This window comes from Streptomyces sp. NPDC014727, assembly GCF_043083485.1.
GTDB lineage: Bacteria > Actinomycetota > Actinomycetes > Streptomycetales > Streptomycetaceae > Streptomyces.
In genome coordinates this window covers 260,429-275,841 of sequence record NZ_JBIBYR010000002.1, presented here as the reverse complement: position 1 = coordinate 275,841, position 15,413 = coordinate 260,429, and the positions used below count along the sequence as shown (strand labels likewise).

The window sequence follows — 15,413 nt, the reverse complement described above, 5'->3', positions numbered from 1 at the left end:
GCAACGGCTCGGATGAGCACTGTGCGAGAGCGCCAGGCGGGCCGGGAGCGGCGCCGCGCCCAGGAGTTCGAGGCCTTCGTGGCGGGCGCGGCCGGCCGACTGCTGCACACGGCCACGCTGCTCACCGCCGAGCCCCTGCTGCCGCCCGGCGCGAACCCGCGGGCCCAGCGGATGCTCATGGCCGCACTGGCCCGCACCTACGCGCAGTGGGGGCGGCTGCGGGGCGAGGACCCCTACGACCGCACCCGGCGGGAGCTGGCCGTGCGGTTCGCCCACGAGGTCTGGCGGCACCACCGGCCGCGCGGCGGACCACTGGACCGGCTGACGCCGCAGGAGCGCCTCGTTCTCGTGCTGCGGCTGTACGAGGGGGTCGCGGAGGAGCAGGCCGCGGCGCTGCTGGGGCTTCCGGTGGAACGGATCCGGGCGATCTGCAACCGTTCGGTGGCCACGATGCTCGGCACCCGCCGGCCCACGGCGCGGTGGGGGCCGCAACGCCCGCTGGAGGCGTCGCCGTGAGCCGGGGCGGCAACCGGGAGGACGAGGTCCGGCGCATGCTGGACGGCCCGCATCCACAGGTGCCCGCCGACCTGGCACGGCGGGCCGCCGAGCGCGGCGGCCGAGTGCTGCGCCGACGGCGCCTGGCCCGCAGGCTGGCGCTGCTGATCGCGTTCGCCGCGGTGGTGGCCTTCACGGTGTGGGCGGTGCGGGTGCAGCCGTGGCAGGTGCCGCCCGCCGAGACGACGCCGCTGGACGGCTGGTGAGGGCCGGACCGGGGCGAACTATCCTGGAACGGGGCGACAGGGCAACCGGCCGAGGAGGCTGCGATGACCAGGAAAGTCGCCGACTGCCGCAAGTATCCGAGCGTCACGAACTGCTCGCTCACCATTTCGGGCGAGGAGGAGGAAGTCGTACGGGCCGCGGCCGAGCACGCGGTCTCCGTCCACGAGCACACCGACGGCCCAGAACTGCGCGAACAGATCCGGGCATCGCTGGACGACGAGAAGGTCGACGCCTGAGTGGGGCGGGCGGGCCCGATTGAGTGGGGCGGGCGGGCCCGATTCCTCGAACCCGCCCGGTCGTCCGCTCCCGCCCCGCCACCGGGCGGGACCCGGGACTCGGCGTCGCGCCGGGGGCGCGAACCCGGCCTGATCCGAACGAAAGCCCCGTTCCGACAACGCGGCGAGGTGCCGTAGCTGTCGTCGCGCGCCCGCCAGGGAACGGGACAGCCCTTACGACCTCGCCCACGATTGTCAGCGGCGTCGCGGTGTCCGGGACCTCCGCCTCCGGCGTTGTCGTCAGTCGCCGACGCTCCTTCCCCAAGCTCTCAGCTGCGTTCGAGCAGGGGAGACCCCATCCGACTCCCTCCTCCGCCTTGGATTCGAAGGCCCCGGACACCGCTCCTTCTCCCACTGCCAATCGTGGGCGAGGTCGTTAGCCGAGCGCCTGGATCAGATCCGCGATCAGGTCATCGGCGGACTCGATGCCGACGGACAGCCGGACGAGGTCGGCCGGCACCTCCAGCGGGGAACCGGCCGCCGAGGCGTGCGTCATGCGGCCCGGGTGCTCCACGAGGGACTCGACACCGCCCAGCGACTCACCGAGGGTGAACAGCTTGGCCCGGTTGCAGACGTGGACGGCGGCCTCCTCGCCGCCCACGACACGGAAGGACACCATGCCGCCGAAGGCCTTCATCTGCTTGGCGGCGACCTCGTGGCCGGGGTGCTCGGGGAGTCCCGGGTAGAGGACCTGGGTGACCTTGGGGTGCCGGGTCAACAGATCGGCGATCTTGGTGGCGTTCTCGCTGTGCCGGTCCATGCGGACCGCGAGGGTCTTGATGCCGCGCAGCACCAGCCATGCGTCGAACGGTCCGGCGACCGCGCCCATCGCGTTCTGGTGGTACGCCAACTCCTCAGCCAGTTCGGGGTCGTTGACGATCAGCGCGCCGCCGACGACGTCCGAGTGACCGCCCATGTACTTCGTGGTGGAATGGACCACCACATCGGCGCCCAGGGCGAGCGGCTGCTGGAGGTAGGGGCTGGCGAAGGTGTTGTCGACGACCAGTCGCGCGCCCGCCGCGCGGGCCACACCGGCGATCGCGGCGATGTCGGTGATGCCGAGCAGCGGGTTGGACGGGGTCTCCACCCAGATCGCCTTGGTGCGCGGGGTGATCGCCGCCTGTACCGCCGCCACGTCCGACGTGTCGGCGACCGAGAACTCCACGCCCCACCGCGAGACGACCTTCGCGAACAGCCGGAACGTTCCGCCGTAGGCGTCGTTCGGGATGACCACGTGGTCGCCGGGGGTGAGCAGCGTACGGAGCAGGCAGTCCTCGGCGGCGAGGCCGGAGGCGAAGGCGAGTCCGCGGCGGCCGCCCTCCAGGGCCGCGAGATTGTCCTCCAGGGCGGTACGGGTCGGATTGGCGCTGCGGCTGTACTCGTAGCCGCCGCGCAGTCCGCCCACGCCGTCCTGCTTGTACGTGGACACCTGGTAGATGGGCGGAACAACGGCGCCGGTGAGGGGATCGGCGGTGTTTCCCGCGTGGATCGCGAGAGTCTCGAAGCTGTGCTGGTCGCTCATGGGGCCCGAGCGTAGTTCGTCGCGAGGGCGCTCACCGGGCTACCGGGCCGTCCGGTGACAATGGGGGCATGGAGATTCTCTGGTTCCTGATCGCGCTGTGCATGCTCGCCGCGGTCATCGGCCCGTTCGTGTTGCGCCGCCGCGGCGGTATCCGGCAGGTCGCGCCCGGTTCGCCGGACGCCGCCGACCCGGACACCTACGGCTTCGCGCGCGAGGAGGAACTGGACGTCCGGCTGCCGGGCCCGGACCAGGATCTCCTCGATGTGCTCGACGTCGTGCAGCGCTCCCAGGACTGGCAGGCGGCTTCGCAGCTGCTGGCCGGCACGCCCAAGGAGGACGAGGTGCGCTGGCAGCGGGTGCAGGCGTTCGCCGGCGCCGCCTCGCTGGAACTGGCGCAGCAGCCCGGTGCGGGCGGCGCGTGGCTGCGGAAGTGGCGAGCCGAGGCACCGAAGGACGCGGGCGGCGCGGCGGTGCACGCCGAGTTCCTGGTGCAGCAGGCATGGCGGTCTTCGACCGCGGGAACGGACGACTTCCGGATCATCCTGGAGGAGGCCCGTACGGTCTGCGGCGAGGCGGCACTGCTGGCGCCCGGCGACCCGGTCCCGTACCTCGTCGAACTGGCCGTCGGCCGCGGACTCGGGTACTCCCACGAGGAGTTCGACCGGCTCTGGGCGAAGATCATCGACCGGGCCCCGGCCCACATGGGCGCCCACATCGCCGCGCTGCACTACTGGTGCGAGAAGTGGCACGGATCGCGCGAGGAGGCCGACCGCTTCGCCACCACGGCCGCCGCCCGCGCCCCGCAGGGCTCACTGCTGGCCGCGCTGCCGCTGTTCGCGGTGTACGAGCATCTGCCCGAGGTCAATCTCGTGCAGGGTTTCTACCGCAGCGCGGTGGTGACCAAGGCGGTCGAAGGCGCCCTGTTCGCGGTGCACGCGGCCCGTCCGGACGACCCGATGCTCGCCCATGTCCGGCACCTGCTGGTCCTCTTCCTCGTCCGGATGGAGCGCTGGTCGGAGGCGATGAACCAGCTCGTCCACGTCGACGGTCACGTGGGCGCGCTGCCGTGGACCCAGAACCCCGACCCGGCCGCCGCGTACGCGGTCTACCGGGCGCTGGCGGTGGCCGGCTACGAGGCGAACGGCGGCAGCCCGGCAACGCTGCCCCGGTAGCCGCGCGGCCGGCCCGGGGGCGGCGGGGCGAGACGGCAGTGCCGCCGTGGCCGCGCGCCGCAGCGGCGCCGCCCGGGTATGCGCGGGGCCCGGCATCCGACTCCCGTACTAGGCACGAGCGATGGCCCGGGGCGGCGCGAGCCCGCCCCGGGTCCGGGCCGCCCGCATATCGCATTGCCGCGCCCGGCCGCGGGACGACATACTCCGATTCCCCACACGCACCACGACCACCACCGTCGCCCGCCAACTACCTTTCCCGTGGGGGGAATCCGTCCGATGACCCCGACTCTCCGCGCCGTCCGCGCCGTTGCCCTGCTCGCCGGTTTCCACCTGCTGGGCGTCCTCCTGCTCGCCGTCCTCTGCGTCGCCGACTGGGCCGTGTTCCGCTGGGCGTGGCTTCCCGTCGCCGTGCTGTTCCTCGCCCGCACCTCGGTGCCCGCGCTGTCGATCGTGCGCAGCATGTTCCTGCCGCGCACGACGGAACACGACGACGTACGCGGGCTGCGCGTCGACGACTCCCGGCAGCCCCGGCTCTGGGCCATGGTCCGCGACCTCGCCGACCGGGCCGGCACCCGCGCTCCCGACGACCTCGTGCTCACCGCCGAGGTGAGCGCCTCGGCCGTCGAGCGCACCAAGCTCCTCGGCCTGGTCGCCGGCCGCCGCCGACTCCTCGTCGGTGTACCGCTGTTGGCCGGAATGTCCGAGGCCCAGCTGCGTTTCGTACTCGCGTACGAGATGAGCCGCTACGCCCATTCCGACACCCGCCTCGCCGCGGTCGTCACACGCGGCCGGGACCGAACCGCCCGCGCCGTCGCCCACTTCCGGGAACAGGCGGAGAAGGCCGTCGCCAGGGAGCGGGAACGCCAGGAGCAGAAGGCCGCGAAGGCACGCGCCAAGGGCGGGAAGCCCAGAAAGATCGACCCGGGCCACGCCGGCGCCTCGTACCGCTTGCTGGCGGCGCGGTACCGGAGGTACCAACGTTTCTGCACGCGCGTCACGATGTCCGACATCGACCGTGCGGAGGCCGCGGCCGACGTCGCCGCCGCGCGGATCGCGGGCCGCGACGTGAGCGCGTGCGCGCTGCGCGAGTTCCAGGTCCTCCGCCGCGCGCACGAGGAGTACATGGACTCCTACGCCCTGCTCGGCGTGAAGGCCGGGCTGCTGCCCCCGCCCGGCCAGGTCCTCGGCGGCCTCCGGCAGGTGCTGGCCGCGCGCAGGGACGTGCTGGACGAGTCGCGCGACTCCCTGCCGCCCGGAGCGAGCGCCTCTCGCGCGCATGGGGGGTTCACGGAACGCATCGCCCGGATCGAGGCGCTGCCGGACGACGGGCGCGCGCCGGCGCCCGTGGCACCGGCTCTGGACCTGCTCGTCGACACCGAGCGCACGCTGGCCGCTGTCGAGGAGCAGGTGCTGGCACCGGAGCTGCTGCGACTGCGCCGGGTCGACTGGCCGGACCTGGTGCACGAGTCGGTAGTGGTGCACGAGGAGTCGACGGCGCGGTACATGGTCAGGGCGGTCGCCACGGTGACCGGCGGCGACGGCTCGGCGGCCGAGGCGCTCGACGCCGTGGACGCGGGCACACAGTGGCAGATCGCCGACTGTCTCCACCAGTCCGCCAAGGCCCGGCAGGCGACCGGCCGCGTGGCCCGCGAGTTCGCCAGGCACGCATTCCGCTCCGGGCTGCGGAAACTGGCCGAGGCCGAGTACGTACGGCAGGAACGCGCCCGCTGGCGGCTTCCCTGGACCGACGACGAGGCATCCCTGGAGCTGCCGCCGGGCCACGCGGAGCTGCTCCCGGCGGCGCTGGACGCGTCGGTGGCGGATGTCCCGGACACAAAGCCGCTGCGCGCCCTGCTCGACCCCGACCTCCGCCCCCTTCCCCGCACCGGACTTCCCCGCATCGAACCGGAGCCCTCCACGACGACACCCCGGCTGCTCCCGTCGGCCACCGCTCTGCGCGAGTCCCTCCAGACGCCCGAGTACCTCTGGGCGAAGGTCCGTAAGAAGGTACGGAGGACGCCGCCGTGGACCGCCCCGGGGAGCACCTCCGACCCGCACGACGAGAAGATCCCCGACAAGAAGCTCCCCGACGAGGGAATCCCCGACGAGGAAAGCCGCGACGAGGAGATCCGCACTGCCCTCCGCTCCGGCGACTGGCGGGCGGGTGCCGCCTTCCTCCGCAAGGCGGGCCGGAACCGGCAGGAGCGTTACCGGCGCGCCGCCGTCCTCCAGGACGAGGCCGCGGCCGACGACGCCTGGCTGCTGGCCTGGCGCGCCGCACGCCCCAAGGACGCGGGTGCGGCCCTCGTGCACGCCGGCGCGTTGATCGAAGTCGCCGCGCAGGTCCACGGTACGAAGCCGACACAGCACCCCACGTGGGAGCAGTCCTCCGTCTTCCGCCAGGTGATGACCAGGGCCCGCGAGGCGTGCCACGAGGCCCAGGCACTGGCGGGCGACGACCCGTGTCCGTACGTCGCCGAGATCCCCTGCGCCCTCGCCCTCGACTACGACCGGGCAGCGTGCCGTGCCCTGTGGGCGAAGATCGTCGTGCGCGGCGGGCCTCACCTCGCGGCCCACGACACGGCGCTCCGGTACTGGTGCCACCGCTGGGCCGGCTCGTACCGGCAGGCCGGGTACCTCGCACAGGAAGCGGCGAGGCGGAGCAGCCCCGGCCGGCTGCTCTCGCTGCTCCCGCTGTACGCCGCGTTCAAGGAGGAACGGAGCAGCTCGGGAACGGACCCGGACGAGTACTACAAGAGCCCGGAACTGATCGCCGCGGCCGACGCCTGCCTGGCCGACGTGGCTGCCGCCGCCGCGGCCGACCCCGAGGACCGACGGCTGGTCCGGGCCCGTCACATGCTGGCCTGGACGCTGTACTGGCAGGACCGGTACGAGGAGGCGATGGAGCAGTTCCGCCTGATCGACTGCCCCGCCGCCGACAACGTCCCGTCGCCGTACGCCCCGTGGTCGTACTACACCTCTCCGAAACGTTTCTTCACCACATGCCACGAGTACAGCGCCCTGAAGGTCGCAAAGGACGACGACTGACCGCGACCGACCGCCACGGACGCGTCGGGACGGCGGGGGCGGCGGGGCGCCGGAATCTCCGGCGCCCGCACCGCGTTGTACGGACCGTAAACCGCAGCCCCCGGAGGAGCCCCCGCATGTTCCTGCACCGCCGTACCCCGCAGCTCCCCACCCCCGAGGAGGCCCTGAAGGGCCGCCCCACCCCCGAGTTCACCGTCCCGTCCCGCCACACGGTCCTCGGCAACCCACTGCTGGGCCCGTACCCGGAGGGTCTGGAGGTCGCGGACTTCGCGCTGGGCTGCTTCTGGGGCGCCGAGCGCAAGTTCTGGCAGACGGACGGCGTCTGGACGACGCTCGTCGGCTACCAGGGCGGCTACACCGAGAACCCCGCGTACGAAGAGGTCTGCTCGGGCCTGACCGGCCACACGGAGGCGGTCCGGGTCGTCTTCGACCCGAAGACCGTCTCGTACGCCGAACTGCTGAAGCTGTTCTGGGAGTCCCACGACCCGACCCAGGGCTTCCGCCAGGGCAATGACGTGGGTACGCAGTACCGCTCGGCGATCTACACCCACTCCCCCGAGCAGGCGGCAGCGGTGGCGGCCTCCCGCGAGGCGTACCAGAAGGTCCTCACGGGCTCCGGCTTCGGCGAGATCACCACGGAGATCCTCCCGGCCGAGGGCCGCCCGTTCTGGCCCGCCGAGGCATATCACCAGCAGTACCTCGACCGCAACATCAACGGCTACTGCGGCATCGGCGGCACGGGCGTGGCCTGCCCGATCGGCGTCGCCGAGGCTCCTGGCGAGGACTAACCTTCAGGCCCAGTGCAGCCCTCAATGAGCTCCGCTGTACTGGGCCATGAAGGACTCGTACACCTCACGGCAGTCGGCAGCCATCTGTCGTTCTTCGGCTTCGGTGAGTGGCTGGATCGCGATGTCTTCGGGAATGCGCTTCTTGCTCAGGTGCATGACGTGCTTGCTTGCCAGATCCCACCATGACGGGCCGACCAAGCCGAGATCCTTGGCCGACTTGATCGCGCGACTTACGCCCTGCTTCGGCTGAGGCTGGCCGTCCATTCGGGTGAGGATCGCCGCGAGTTCCCCGGAGGTCAACTCGGCGTGGCCCAACTGGTTTACCTTCCCGAGGGCGGCGAAGTGAACGCGGAACGCGAGGTCGAAGCGGGTGTCACGGGCCATGCGCCGGTACTCCGGGCGCGAGATGGCGGCCCACTCCTTGAGCTTGATGGGCAAGCGAGAGTCCTCCTTGTGAGGCGCGTGAGCGCCCTCCATCCCCGTCGAGCGGGGGTCATGTGCCCCTCCCCGCACGGGGTGAACGGGCCAGCCAGGGGCGCGACCCTCATCACAGGAGTGCCCGGCTACATCGTGCCGGGCCGAACACGGTCTATCGGATGTACCCACGCTGCTCTTCGGCAGATCCGATGCGAAACATCACGGCGGGACCCTCAAATCCCTTGCAGAATTACGGGATTCCATATTTAGAATACGCGCGCACGAAGCTAGAATTGAACGTTGCTCCCGCCGCGCAACATGTAACCCAGGGAAAGGACTTCCGTTTGACCGACACCACTGCTCGCGAGTGGGGCCGCATTCAGGCTGCCAAGGCTCCGGCATGGAGCGAAGAACGATGGCAGCGCGTTTCCACCTTACTCGGCTTGGAGTTCGAGCATCAGAACTCGACCAAGGCCACGCGCAAGCAGCGGTAGTCCAGACCCGCAGCACGAACGAAGGGGCACCAGCCGGATGGCTGTGCCCCTTTCCGTTTCAGCTCGCTGTCAGTCGCGCCACTTCGGGACCAGAAGGTCAGGGTTGAAGGGGCGTCGGCCTCCGCCGCCTACCGGCAGGACGATCACCGCATGCAGTGCCTCCCTAATCAGGGCGCGCTTCTGCGCCAAGTCCAGCCTGCCGGAGTTCCAGCGCTCACGTACGTCGCCGGTGACCTCGGCTGCACGCTGCTGGTTGAGGACGTGGCGCGTACGGTCCGCACGCAGTTCCTTGACCCGGGATTCCATCCTCTGATTCTCAGGGAAGAACAACTCATCCGAGATCTGGTCCTCCTGCCAAGCCTGGAGCAGCTTGCGCTGCTTCCGCGTCAAGCGGTCCAGCTCGTCCTCCCCTGCCCACTTCCCGTCCATATGCGCCGTCCTAGCTGCCCGCTCCTCCAGCTTCGCCAGAACTGCTTCCGTGACGGATTCGTCAATCTTGGCACCATTGCGTCCCGTTCCACCGCAGCCGCCCATTTCCTTACTGGGGCACTGATAGAGATAGCCGCCGGAGAGATCTGGCCGCACGGTCGCGCGGAGGGGCGAGTTGCAGATCTGGCCGTCCGCGCCGGGCTTTCCGCATCGGAGGATTCCGGTCAGCAGATACGAGGGTGTTCGGTAGTCCGTGACCGTGCCGTCAGACTTCACATTGGGACCGACGCGGGCCGAGAAGACGGCGTCGATGGCCATCCACTCCTTCGGGGTGATAATCGGTTCCCAGCGGCCCACGACCGGCACACCGTTGGCATCACGGACCAGTTCTCCGTTGTGCTTCCGCCACCCGCACAGCCGCGGGTTCCAGAGTGCGAGCTTCAGCGAGCGGCTCGCCCACTCCTTGTCGTTGATCGTGCGGACGCCTGCCTCCCGCCACTCTCGGAGGATCGAGTGCATGGACTTGCCCGCGATCACCTCACGGGCGCCCTTCGCCAGCCAGGCCGCTTCCTCGGGCTCCAGCGTGAGCTTGTCGTCCTGCCAGCCGAACGGGCGCTTCCCACCCACTGGGATGCCCAGTTCCGCGCGGGCGCGGTGCGAGCGGCGCGCACGCCGCTGCATCTTGCGCACCTCCATCTTGGAGATGACGACGCCGAAGAGGCCCATGGACTCCACGTCCTCGCTGTAGAGGTTCTTCGACCCTTTGGCGTCGGCGTAGAGCCGTCCTTCCTCGTACGTGAGTGCGTCCACGAACCGCTCGTAGTCCCCGGCCCTGCGCGTGAGCCGGTCGTCCGCGACGACGATGACGCCGTGCACCGGCTGCCCGTCCGGCATGTGGACCGACTTGAGCGCCTTCACCATGGCCTCGAAGTCCGGGCGGACCACACCCGCCTTCGCCGCCGACAGGTCGTTTATAGCCGCCGACCAGCAACGTGACCGTCACCACCCAGGCAACGAACCCAGCAGCGGCCACCGTCGTGCGTGTACTCACTCGGCACCGAGCCGACGCACGACCGCCACGTCCGTCCACTCCCGGGCGAACAAGACGTGATCACTGTTTCGGCCGGTGTGTGTCATGCACGCCTGATTGGCCGCGTCGATGTCGGCAGTCACCGCCAGCGTCCAACCGCATCCGGGTTTCAAACAGCCGGCGGACATGGTCACTTCGCTCTGAGATGCCGTCTCGATCTTGTGCATGACGTACTGCAACACTGACCTCATTGCTTCCCCTGTGGCTTCTTGTGCGGGTGTCGCCGCAGCTCGACGCTGCAGTCCGTCACCCGCGACATGTCCCGCGCCTGCCACGCCACTTCCCGCTGGCGGGCCAGCGCGCCGCAGACGTCACAACCCTTGACCGGTGAGGGGGCATCGGGTGTCATCGGGCCGAACATGACACCCCCACGGCATTCCGATCCCTGCCTGCGCACCGGTCGCACTCGCAGGCCGGGTAAGCCGATGATCGGGGTGGTTCCTTGAGCGGGGTGACCGCAGCTTTCGGGCGAACGATGCATGTCAGCCCGTCGCGAGTCACCTCGTACACCTTGATCGTCATCGTCACGACGACACCCTTTCCACTACTCTGCGTCATGCGACCATCACTGCCCCTACGACGGTACGGAGCAGGGGCCGCCGCTTGAACCGACCGGGGGTACGGGTGCCCGGCTGTGGTCGACAGGCAAGTCGACAGGCAAGGGGGATGCCATGGACACCGGCTCACACACCACCCTGACCGGCGGTCAGGGAACACAGAGGAGCCGTAGCGGCCTGGTATCCGGGTACGTCTTCCGCCTGGTTCGCGAGCAGTTGGGCCACACGCAGGAAGCCTTCGCGGAGCGGTTCCGGGTCTCGCCCGACACCATTGCAGGATGGGAATCGGGGCGCCGCCCCCTGACGGCTGTACTTGCTGGGCAGATGCTCATGTACCGCCACCAGCTCTTGCAGTTGGGCAGTGCACCGGCCCTGCTCTTGGCCCTGGAGCGGGCCATGGAGGCAGATGTACTGCTGACCGGTGCCCTCGCCCACGACGTTCCCGTCGACAACAGCCCGATTGGTGCATGGGTCCTGCAGCGCGACCTGGTCGAGGTGCTGTCCTGGCCGCTCAACGGCGTGACCCCGACACCGCTGCGAGCGTTACCCGACCCACCGCGACCGCGCCGGGGCCCCGTGCCGCGCGGGCCGGAACTCCCCGCCGCCGACCGCAGGCGCTTCTTCTCCCGCATGCGCCAGGCCGCCGAGCAGGCTCGCGGCAGGGAACGCTTCCTGCTGCGCCGCCAAGCCCTCTATCTGGCCGGGTACGACAACGCGCCCGACACCTCCGAGTGGCTGGCCCAGCAGCAGCGGACCGAGCGCCCGGACGGCTGGCTGGCAACCTGGCTCAACTCTCGCTCGGTCGCGGCCGTCGCCGCCAGGCAAGGCGACCGGGACCGGATGGGGCACTTCATCACCACAACGCTCGACGACGACGATGCCGGCGAGGCAGCGAACCTCAACTACTGGGCGTACTGGATCGGCGAGACACCGCACATCCAGATGACCGACGACTTCATCGCCGCCGCGAAGCCAGGCCCGTGGCCCGGCGACAAGCTGATGTGCCATCTCGTGCGAGGCATGAACCCGAGCCGTGGCTTCTTCGACCTGAACGTCCACACCTTGTGGGCCTTGCTCGCCGCCCGGCCGAACCTGCTGCGTCCCGGAACTCCGAGCGGGAACGAGCTACGCGCATCCCTCCCCGTGATGTTGGATAGCCGGGAGCTGTCGGCGCGAGCGCGCCGGGAGCTGGAGACCATCCGGTACGCGATCCGCCTTGCCGAGGCGTGAGAGGAGAAAGGCGTGGCTGACGACCTGTCCGCAGTGGGCCGTTTCCTGTACGAGGCAGGCACGCTCAAGCAGACGCGACGCACCGGCTGGTGGATGGCCGGGGTTCGCGACCCCGAGAGCGTCGCCGAGCACTCATGGCGCACGTCCCTGATCGCCACGATCATCGCAAAGCTGGAGGGTGCCGACCCGGCCCGAGCGGCCTACCTCGCGGTGTGGCACGACACGCAGGAGAGCCGGACCGGGGACGTGAACCACCTCGGGAAGAAGTACGCGCCCGCTGCCGATCCGCAGGAAGTCACCACCGACCAGACGGCGGGCATGCCCGAGGTCCTGGCCTCGGCGGTCCGTGAACTGGTTGCGGAGTACGAGGCCAAGGAAACACCGGAAGCGATCTGCGCCCGCGACGCGGACAAGCTGGAGTGCCTGCTCCAAGGCATCGAGTACAAGGCGCAGGGCTATGGGAACGCTCAGCGGTGGATCGACAACAGCCGGGGGCGGCTCGTCACCGAGACCGCGAACCGGCTGGCCGATGAGCTGCTGTCGCAGGGGTCCATTCACTGGCTGCGCACCGCCCTGGGTGAAAGCAAGCAGTAAGCCGGACGCACGCAACCGCCCCCGTCCGGGCCTGACCAGAACCCCGATGCGGTCCTGGAGCTCTTCGAAGCGGGGGCTCAGGGCCGCCAGCAGCTCATCGGGGAGGTCGTAGCCCGGATACTCGGCCAGTCGGACAGACCGTGCAGGGGCGAGGCACGAAGTCGTCTTCGTACTCACCCTCGCGGGGCGCGGGAACATCGTGCGGCAATCCCGTTGCGACTGTCTCGGCTGCGTTGCGCCAGTGCAGCTTCGGCAGTACCACCCCGGCCGGATCACCGTCATGGACGAGAGCTGCGTTGAGACATGTCGTTGTGAAGAGTCGTACGAGCCCGACGCAGGCCGCCCGACTCCGCACGGGCCGTCCGTTGCCGGGCCGGCCGACCGTGGATGATGTTCAGCCTTTGCTGGCCGCGGCTGCGACAGCCACCACAAGGAGAACGCCCGCGCCGCTTGATCACCGACGTCAACTCACCTCACAGCGTGGACAGTCGGTAGGCTTCACACGTGATCACTAACGGCGCCTTCCGCTTCGTCGCCGCAACTCTGTTGGTTTTGACGGGCACCGCAGGATGCGCCGACTCCACGAGCCGCACACCTGCCGAAGCGTCGGCAGCAGCCTCCGCGCCCGGCTCGGGATCCGCAGCCGCCGCGACGAGTGCACCCACCGTTGCGGAGCCGGCAACCACCGCGCGGGACGGAGCACGACAATTCGCACAGGCTCTGGCACGAGGCGACACGGCATTGGCCTGTGGGCTGGCCGATGCCCGGCTGCGTTCCTATGCGAGCACCATCGGAGGGTCGTGCTCCGAGGCGCTCGCCGAGCTTGCAACAGATGACCGATACGTCTTCAGCCAGACCGCCTGCGTGAACTCGCCGAACAGCTACAAGGCTGGTGGCGACCCCCAGGACACCCCGGATTCCGTCCGTGTCGACATCGATTGCACCGAGGGATACACCTGGCTCCGCGTCGACCGGGTGGGTTCCATCTGGCGGGTCACGGAGTTCAATGCCCCCTGACGGCTGTCGGGCACAGTAGCCCGATCCGCGGTCGTGGTCGCATCCGCGGTCCGCATGGAGTGTGACGGCGCCACGGCGCGGGCGGCCAACTCGGCGGGGTACTACGGGATCGGCGGGACGGGCGTCTCCTGCCCGATCGGGGTCGCCGCCGCACCGGCGGCCGAGGACTGACGCGACGTCCGAGTTCGTGTGCGGGGTCGTGCCTCTACCCACGCCCTGACGACCGGCATCGAGCGTCACCCGGGCCGGGACGCTCCCTGAACCCGGGTGGAATCGGATGAAGGCCAGCCACCGCCTCCGGCCGATCACCGCTTTCCGGCGGCGATCGGGCACCGAACGAAGAGGGGTTCTCCACCAATGACCGGGCCTGGCGGAGACCCTTCGGCGCCGCGCACTGCCGGCCGCCTGACACCGCTCGGCCCGGCCGTGGAGGACGGCCGGGCCGAGCGGTCGTTCGAGGGACCGACGGATCAGATGAGCCCCTGTGCGAGCATCGCGTCCGCCACCAGTTCGAAGCCGGCGATGTTGGCGCCGACCACGTAGTTGCCGGGGCTGCCGTAGCGCTCCGCCGTGGTGTAGCAGGAGTCGTGGATGTGGCGCATGATCTCCGCGAGGCGCTCCTCGGTGTGGGAGAACGTCCAGGAGTCGCGTGAGGCGTTCTGCTGCATCTCCAGGGCGCTGGTGGCGACGCCGCCCGCGTTGGCCGCCTTGCCGGGGGCGAAGGCGACGCCCGCTTCCTGGAGGACGCGTACGGCCTCCGGTGTGGTGGGCATGTTGGCGCCCTCGGCGACGGCCTTCACACCGTTGTGCACGAGGGCCAGCGCGTCGGCCTCGTGGAGTTCGTTCTGGGTGGCGCAGGGCAGGGCCACGTCGCAGGGGACGTTCCAGACGCCGGTGCCGGCGACGTACCTGACGTGTTCGCCGCGCCGCTCCGCGTACTCGGAGATCCGGCCGCGGCCGGCCTCCTTGATCTCCTTGAGCAGGGCGAGGTCGATGCCCTTCTCGTCCACGACGTAGCCGTTGGAGTCGGAGCAGGTCACCACCGTCGCGCCGAGCTGCTGGGCCTTCTCGATCGCGTAGATCGCGACATTGCCCGAGCCCGAGACGGCGATGCGCTGCCCGTCGAGGGACTCGCCCCGGCTGCGGAGCATCTCGGCGGTGAAGAGGACGCAGCCGTACCCGGTCGCCTCGGTGCGCGCCTGGGCGCCGCCCCAGCCCAGGCCCTTCCCGGTGAGGACTCCGGACTCGTAACGGTTGGTGATCCGCTTGTACTGGCCGAACAGGTAGCCGATCTCCCGGCCGCCGACGCCGATGTCACCGGCGGGGACGTCGGTGTACTCCCCGAGGTGCCGGTGCAGCTCGGTCATGAACGACTGGCAGAACCGCATGATCTCGGCGTCGGAACGGCCCTTCGGGTCGAAGTCGGCGCCGCCCTTGCCGCCGCCGATGGGCATGCCGGTGAGCGCGTTCTTGAAGATCTGCTCGAAGCCGAGGAACTTCACGATGCCGAGGTTGACCGAGGGGTGGAAGCGCAGTCCGCCCTTGTACGGACCGAGCGAGCTGCTGAACTCGACACGGAAGCCGCGGTTCACATGGATGTCGCCGGAGTCGTCGGACCACGGCACGCGGAAGATGAGCTGGCGCTCCGGCTCGCAGACGCGCTCGATGATCCGGGCGTCCACGAACTCGGGCCGCTGTGCGAGGACCGGGCCGAGGGTCTCCAGAACCTCTCGTACCGCCTGGTGGAATTCCTTCTCGCCCTGGTTCCGGCGGAGTATCTCCGCGTACAGCGGCTCGATGATGCGGCTCTCGGTGGTGTGCGAGGTCGCGGAGTCAGGGGTGACCGGCATCTGATCAAGACCTTCCGTGGGTCGGCAGTGCGCGCGAGGGTGCCCTCGTCCCGAGGGGCACCAGCGGTCCCCCTCCCCATTGAGGGCGTCGCCGGGTATCGCGCGCTCTGCGGCTCACGAAAGCGACGTACAGAACCGTTGTGGCATACC

General features: G+C 70.0%; 17 protein-coding genes. 11 read left to right on the top strand and 6 right to left on the bottom strand.

Annotated elements, in window-relative coordinates; all coding sequences use genetic code 11:
- The first annotated feature begins 21 nt into the window (after positions 1 to 21).
- From ACF1B9_RS04900 to ACF1B9_RS04890, 3 genes are all read left to right on the top strand, one after another.
- Positions 22 to 516 (top strand): sigma factor-like helix-turn-helix DNA-binding protein, encoded by a 495-nt coding sequence (locus tag ACF1B9_RS04900; protein ID WP_391739332.1) that lies wholly within the window; start codon positions 22 to 24, stop codon positions 514 to 516.
- Entirely contained in the window at positions 513 to 761 is a 249-nt protein-coding gene (locus ACF1B9_RS04895; RefSeq protein WP_391739094.1) for a hypothetical protein, read from the top strand. The genes ACF1B9_RS04900 and ACF1B9_RS04895 overlap by 4 nt, the downstream gene beginning before the upstream one ends.
- 63 nt (positions 762 to 824) lie before the next feature.
- On the top strand, positions 825 to 1,016 hold the full coding sequence (locus ACF1B9_RS04890; RefSeq protein ID WP_351080386.1) for a DUF1059 domain-containing protein: 192 nt from the start codon (positions 825 to 827) through the stop codon (positions 1,014 to 1,016).
- Between the two features lie 415 nt (positions 1,017 to 1,431).
- On the opposite strand, the gene ACF1B9_RS04885 is transcribed toward ACF1B9_RS04890, so the two are convergent.
- The gene (locus ACF1B9_RS04885; protein WP_391739093.1) at positions 1,432 to 2,577 is read right to left on the bottom strand and encodes a cystathionine gamma-synthase; all 1,146 of its coding nucleotides are present in this window, start codon (positions 2,575 to 2,577) and stop codon (positions 1,432 to 1,434) included.
- Between the two features lie 68 nt (positions 2,578 to 2,645).
- Here ACF1B9_RS04885 and ACF1B9_RS04880 point away from each other — a divergent pair, with 68 nt between their 5' ends.
- The 3 genes from ACF1B9_RS04880 to msrA all read left to right on the top strand — a co-directional run bounded on the left by ACF1B9_RS04880 (position 2,646) and on the right by msrA (position 7,585).
- Entirely contained in the window at positions 2,646 to 3,749 is a 1,104-nt protein-coding gene (locus tag ACF1B9_RS04880) for a hypothetical protein (RefSeq protein ID WP_391739092.1), read from the top strand.
- 276 nt (positions 3,750 to 4,025) lie between these two features.
- On the top strand, positions 4,026 to 6,797 hold the full coding sequence (locus ACF1B9_RS04875) for a hypothetical protein (protein ID WP_391739091.1): 2,772 nt from the start codon (positions 4,026 to 4,028) through the stop codon (positions 6,795 to 6,797).
- Positions 6,798 to 6,913: 116 nt separating this feature from the next.
- Positions 6,914 to 7,585 (top strand): peptide-methionine (S)-S-oxide reductase MsrA, encoded by a 672-nt coding sequence (msrA, locus tag ACF1B9_RS04870; RefSeq protein WP_391739089.1) that lies wholly within the window; start codon positions 6,914 to 6,916, stop codon positions 7,583 to 7,585.
- Positions 7,586 to 7,606: 21 nt separating this feature from the next.
- On the opposite strand, the gene ACF1B9_RS04865 is transcribed toward msrA, so the two are convergent.
- Positions 7,607 to 8,023: a hypothetical protein gene (locus tag ACF1B9_RS04865; RefSeq protein WP_391739088.1), complete on the bottom strand. Its 417-nt coding sequence runs from the start codon at positions 8,021 to 8,023 to the stop codon at positions 7,607 to 7,609.
- A 323-nt stretch (positions 8,024 to 8,346) separates the two neighbouring features.
- Here ACF1B9_RS04865 and ACF1B9_RS04860 point away from each other — a divergent pair, with 323 nt between their 5' ends.
- On the top strand, positions 8,347 to 8,496 hold the full coding sequence (locus tag ACF1B9_RS04860; protein WP_391739086.1) for a hypothetical protein: 150 nt from the start codon (positions 8,347 to 8,349) through the stop codon (positions 8,494 to 8,496).
- Between the two features lie 69 nt (positions 8,497 to 8,565).
- Here ACF1B9_RS04860 and ACF1B9_RS04855 read toward each other — a convergent pair whose 3' ends face one another.
- The 3 genes from ACF1B9_RS04855 to ACF1B9_RS04845 all read right to left on the bottom strand — a co-directional run bounded on the left by ACF1B9_RS04855 (position 8,566) and on the right by ACF1B9_RS04845 (position 10,364).
- On the bottom strand, positions 8,566 to 9,870 hold the full coding sequence (locus ACF1B9_RS04855) for a recombinase family protein (RefSeq protein ID WP_391739084.1): 1,305 nt from the start codon (positions 9,868 to 9,870) through the stop codon (positions 8,566 to 8,568).
- A gap of 102 nt (positions 9,871 to 9,972) precedes the next feature.
- Positions 9,973 to 10,197 (bottom strand): hypothetical protein, encoded by a 225-nt coding sequence (locus ACF1B9_RS04850; RefSeq protein ID WP_391739083.1) that lies wholly within the window; start codon positions 10,195 to 10,197, stop codon positions 9,973 to 9,975.
- A 5-nt stretch (positions 10,198 to 10,202) separates the two neighbouring features.
- Positions 10,203 to 10,364, bottom strand: a complete 162-nt coding sequence (locus ACF1B9_RS04845) for a hypothetical protein (RefSeq protein WP_391739081.1) — start codon at positions 10,362 to 10,364, stop codon at positions 10,203 to 10,205.
- A 322-nt stretch (positions 10,365 to 10,686) separates the two neighbouring features.
- On the opposite strand from ACF1B9_RS04845, the gene ACF1B9_RS04840 reads away from it, so the two are divergent.
- The 4 genes from ACF1B9_RS04840 (at position 10,687) to ACF1B9_RS04825 (ending at position 13,584) form a co-directional block, all read left to right on the top strand.
- A complete protein-coding gene (locus tag ACF1B9_RS04840; RefSeq protein WP_391739079.1) occupies positions 10,687 to 11,802 on the top strand; it encodes a helix-turn-helix domain-containing protein in 1,116 nt (371 codons plus the stop codon).
- A gap of 12 nt (positions 11,803 to 11,814) precedes the next feature.
- Positions 11,815 to 12,396 (top strand): HD family hydrolase, encoded by a 582-nt coding sequence (locus ACF1B9_RS04835; protein ID WP_391739077.1) that lies wholly within the window; start codon positions 11,815 to 11,817, stop codon positions 12,394 to 12,396.
- 504 nt (positions 12,397 to 12,900) lie between these two features.
- Complete coding sequence (locus ACF1B9_RS04830; RefSeq protein WP_391739076.1) at positions 12,901 to 13,413, top strand: hypothetical protein; 513 nt, start codon at positions 12,901 to 12,903, stop codon at positions 13,411 to 13,413.
- A gap of 33 nt (positions 13,414 to 13,446) precedes the next feature.
- Positions 13,447 to 13,584, top strand: coding sequence for a hypothetical protein (locus ACF1B9_RS04825; RefSeq protein WP_391739075.1), 138 nt, complete (start codon positions 13,447 to 13,449; stop codon positions 13,582 to 13,584).
- A 299-nt stretch (positions 13,585 to 13,883) separates the two neighbouring features.
- On the opposite strand, the gene gdhA is transcribed toward ACF1B9_RS04825, so the two are convergent.
- Positions 13,884 to 15,263 (bottom strand): NADP-specific glutamate dehydrogenase, encoded by a 1,380-nt coding sequence (gene gdhA, locus ACF1B9_RS04820; protein ID WP_391739074.1) that lies wholly within the window; start codon positions 15,261 to 15,263, stop codon positions 13,884 to 13,886.
- Positions 15,264 to 15,413: the final 150 nt, after the last annotated feature.

Bases quoted from the DNA above. Each gene is read 5' to 3' on its own strand.
- ACF1B9_RS04880 (WP_391739092.1), top strand. From the start codon at position 2,646: ATGGAGATTCTCTGGTTCCTGATCGCGCTGTGCATGCTCGCCGCGGTC.
- ACF1B9_RS04840 (WP_391739079.1), top strand. From the start codon at position 10,687: ATGGACACCGGCTCACACACCACCCTGACCGGCGGTCAGGGAACACAG.
- gdhA (WP_391739074.1), bottom strand. From the start codon at position 15,263: ATGCCGGTCACCCCTGACTCCGCGACCTCGCACACCACCGAGAGCCGC.
- ACF1B9_RS04885 (WP_391739093.1), bottom strand. From the start codon at position 2,577: ATGAGCGACCAGCACAGCTTCGAGACTCTCGCGATCCACGCGGGAAAC.
- ACF1B9_RS04845 (WP_391739081.1), bottom strand. From the start codon at position 10,364: ATGACACCCGATGCCCCCTCACCGGTCAAGGGTTGTGACGTCTGCGGC.
- ACF1B9_RS04890 (WP_351080386.1), top strand. From the start codon at position 825: ATGACCAGGAAAGTCGCCGACTGCCGCAAGTATCCGAGCGTCACGAAC.
- ACF1B9_RS04875 (WP_391739091.1), top strand. From the start codon at position 4,026: ATGACCCCGACTCTCCGCGCCGTCCGCGCCGTTGCCCTGCTCGCCGGT.
- msrA (WP_391739089.1), top strand. From the start codon at position 6,914: ATGTTCCTGCACCGCCGTACCCCGCAGCTCCCCACCCCCGAGGAGGCC.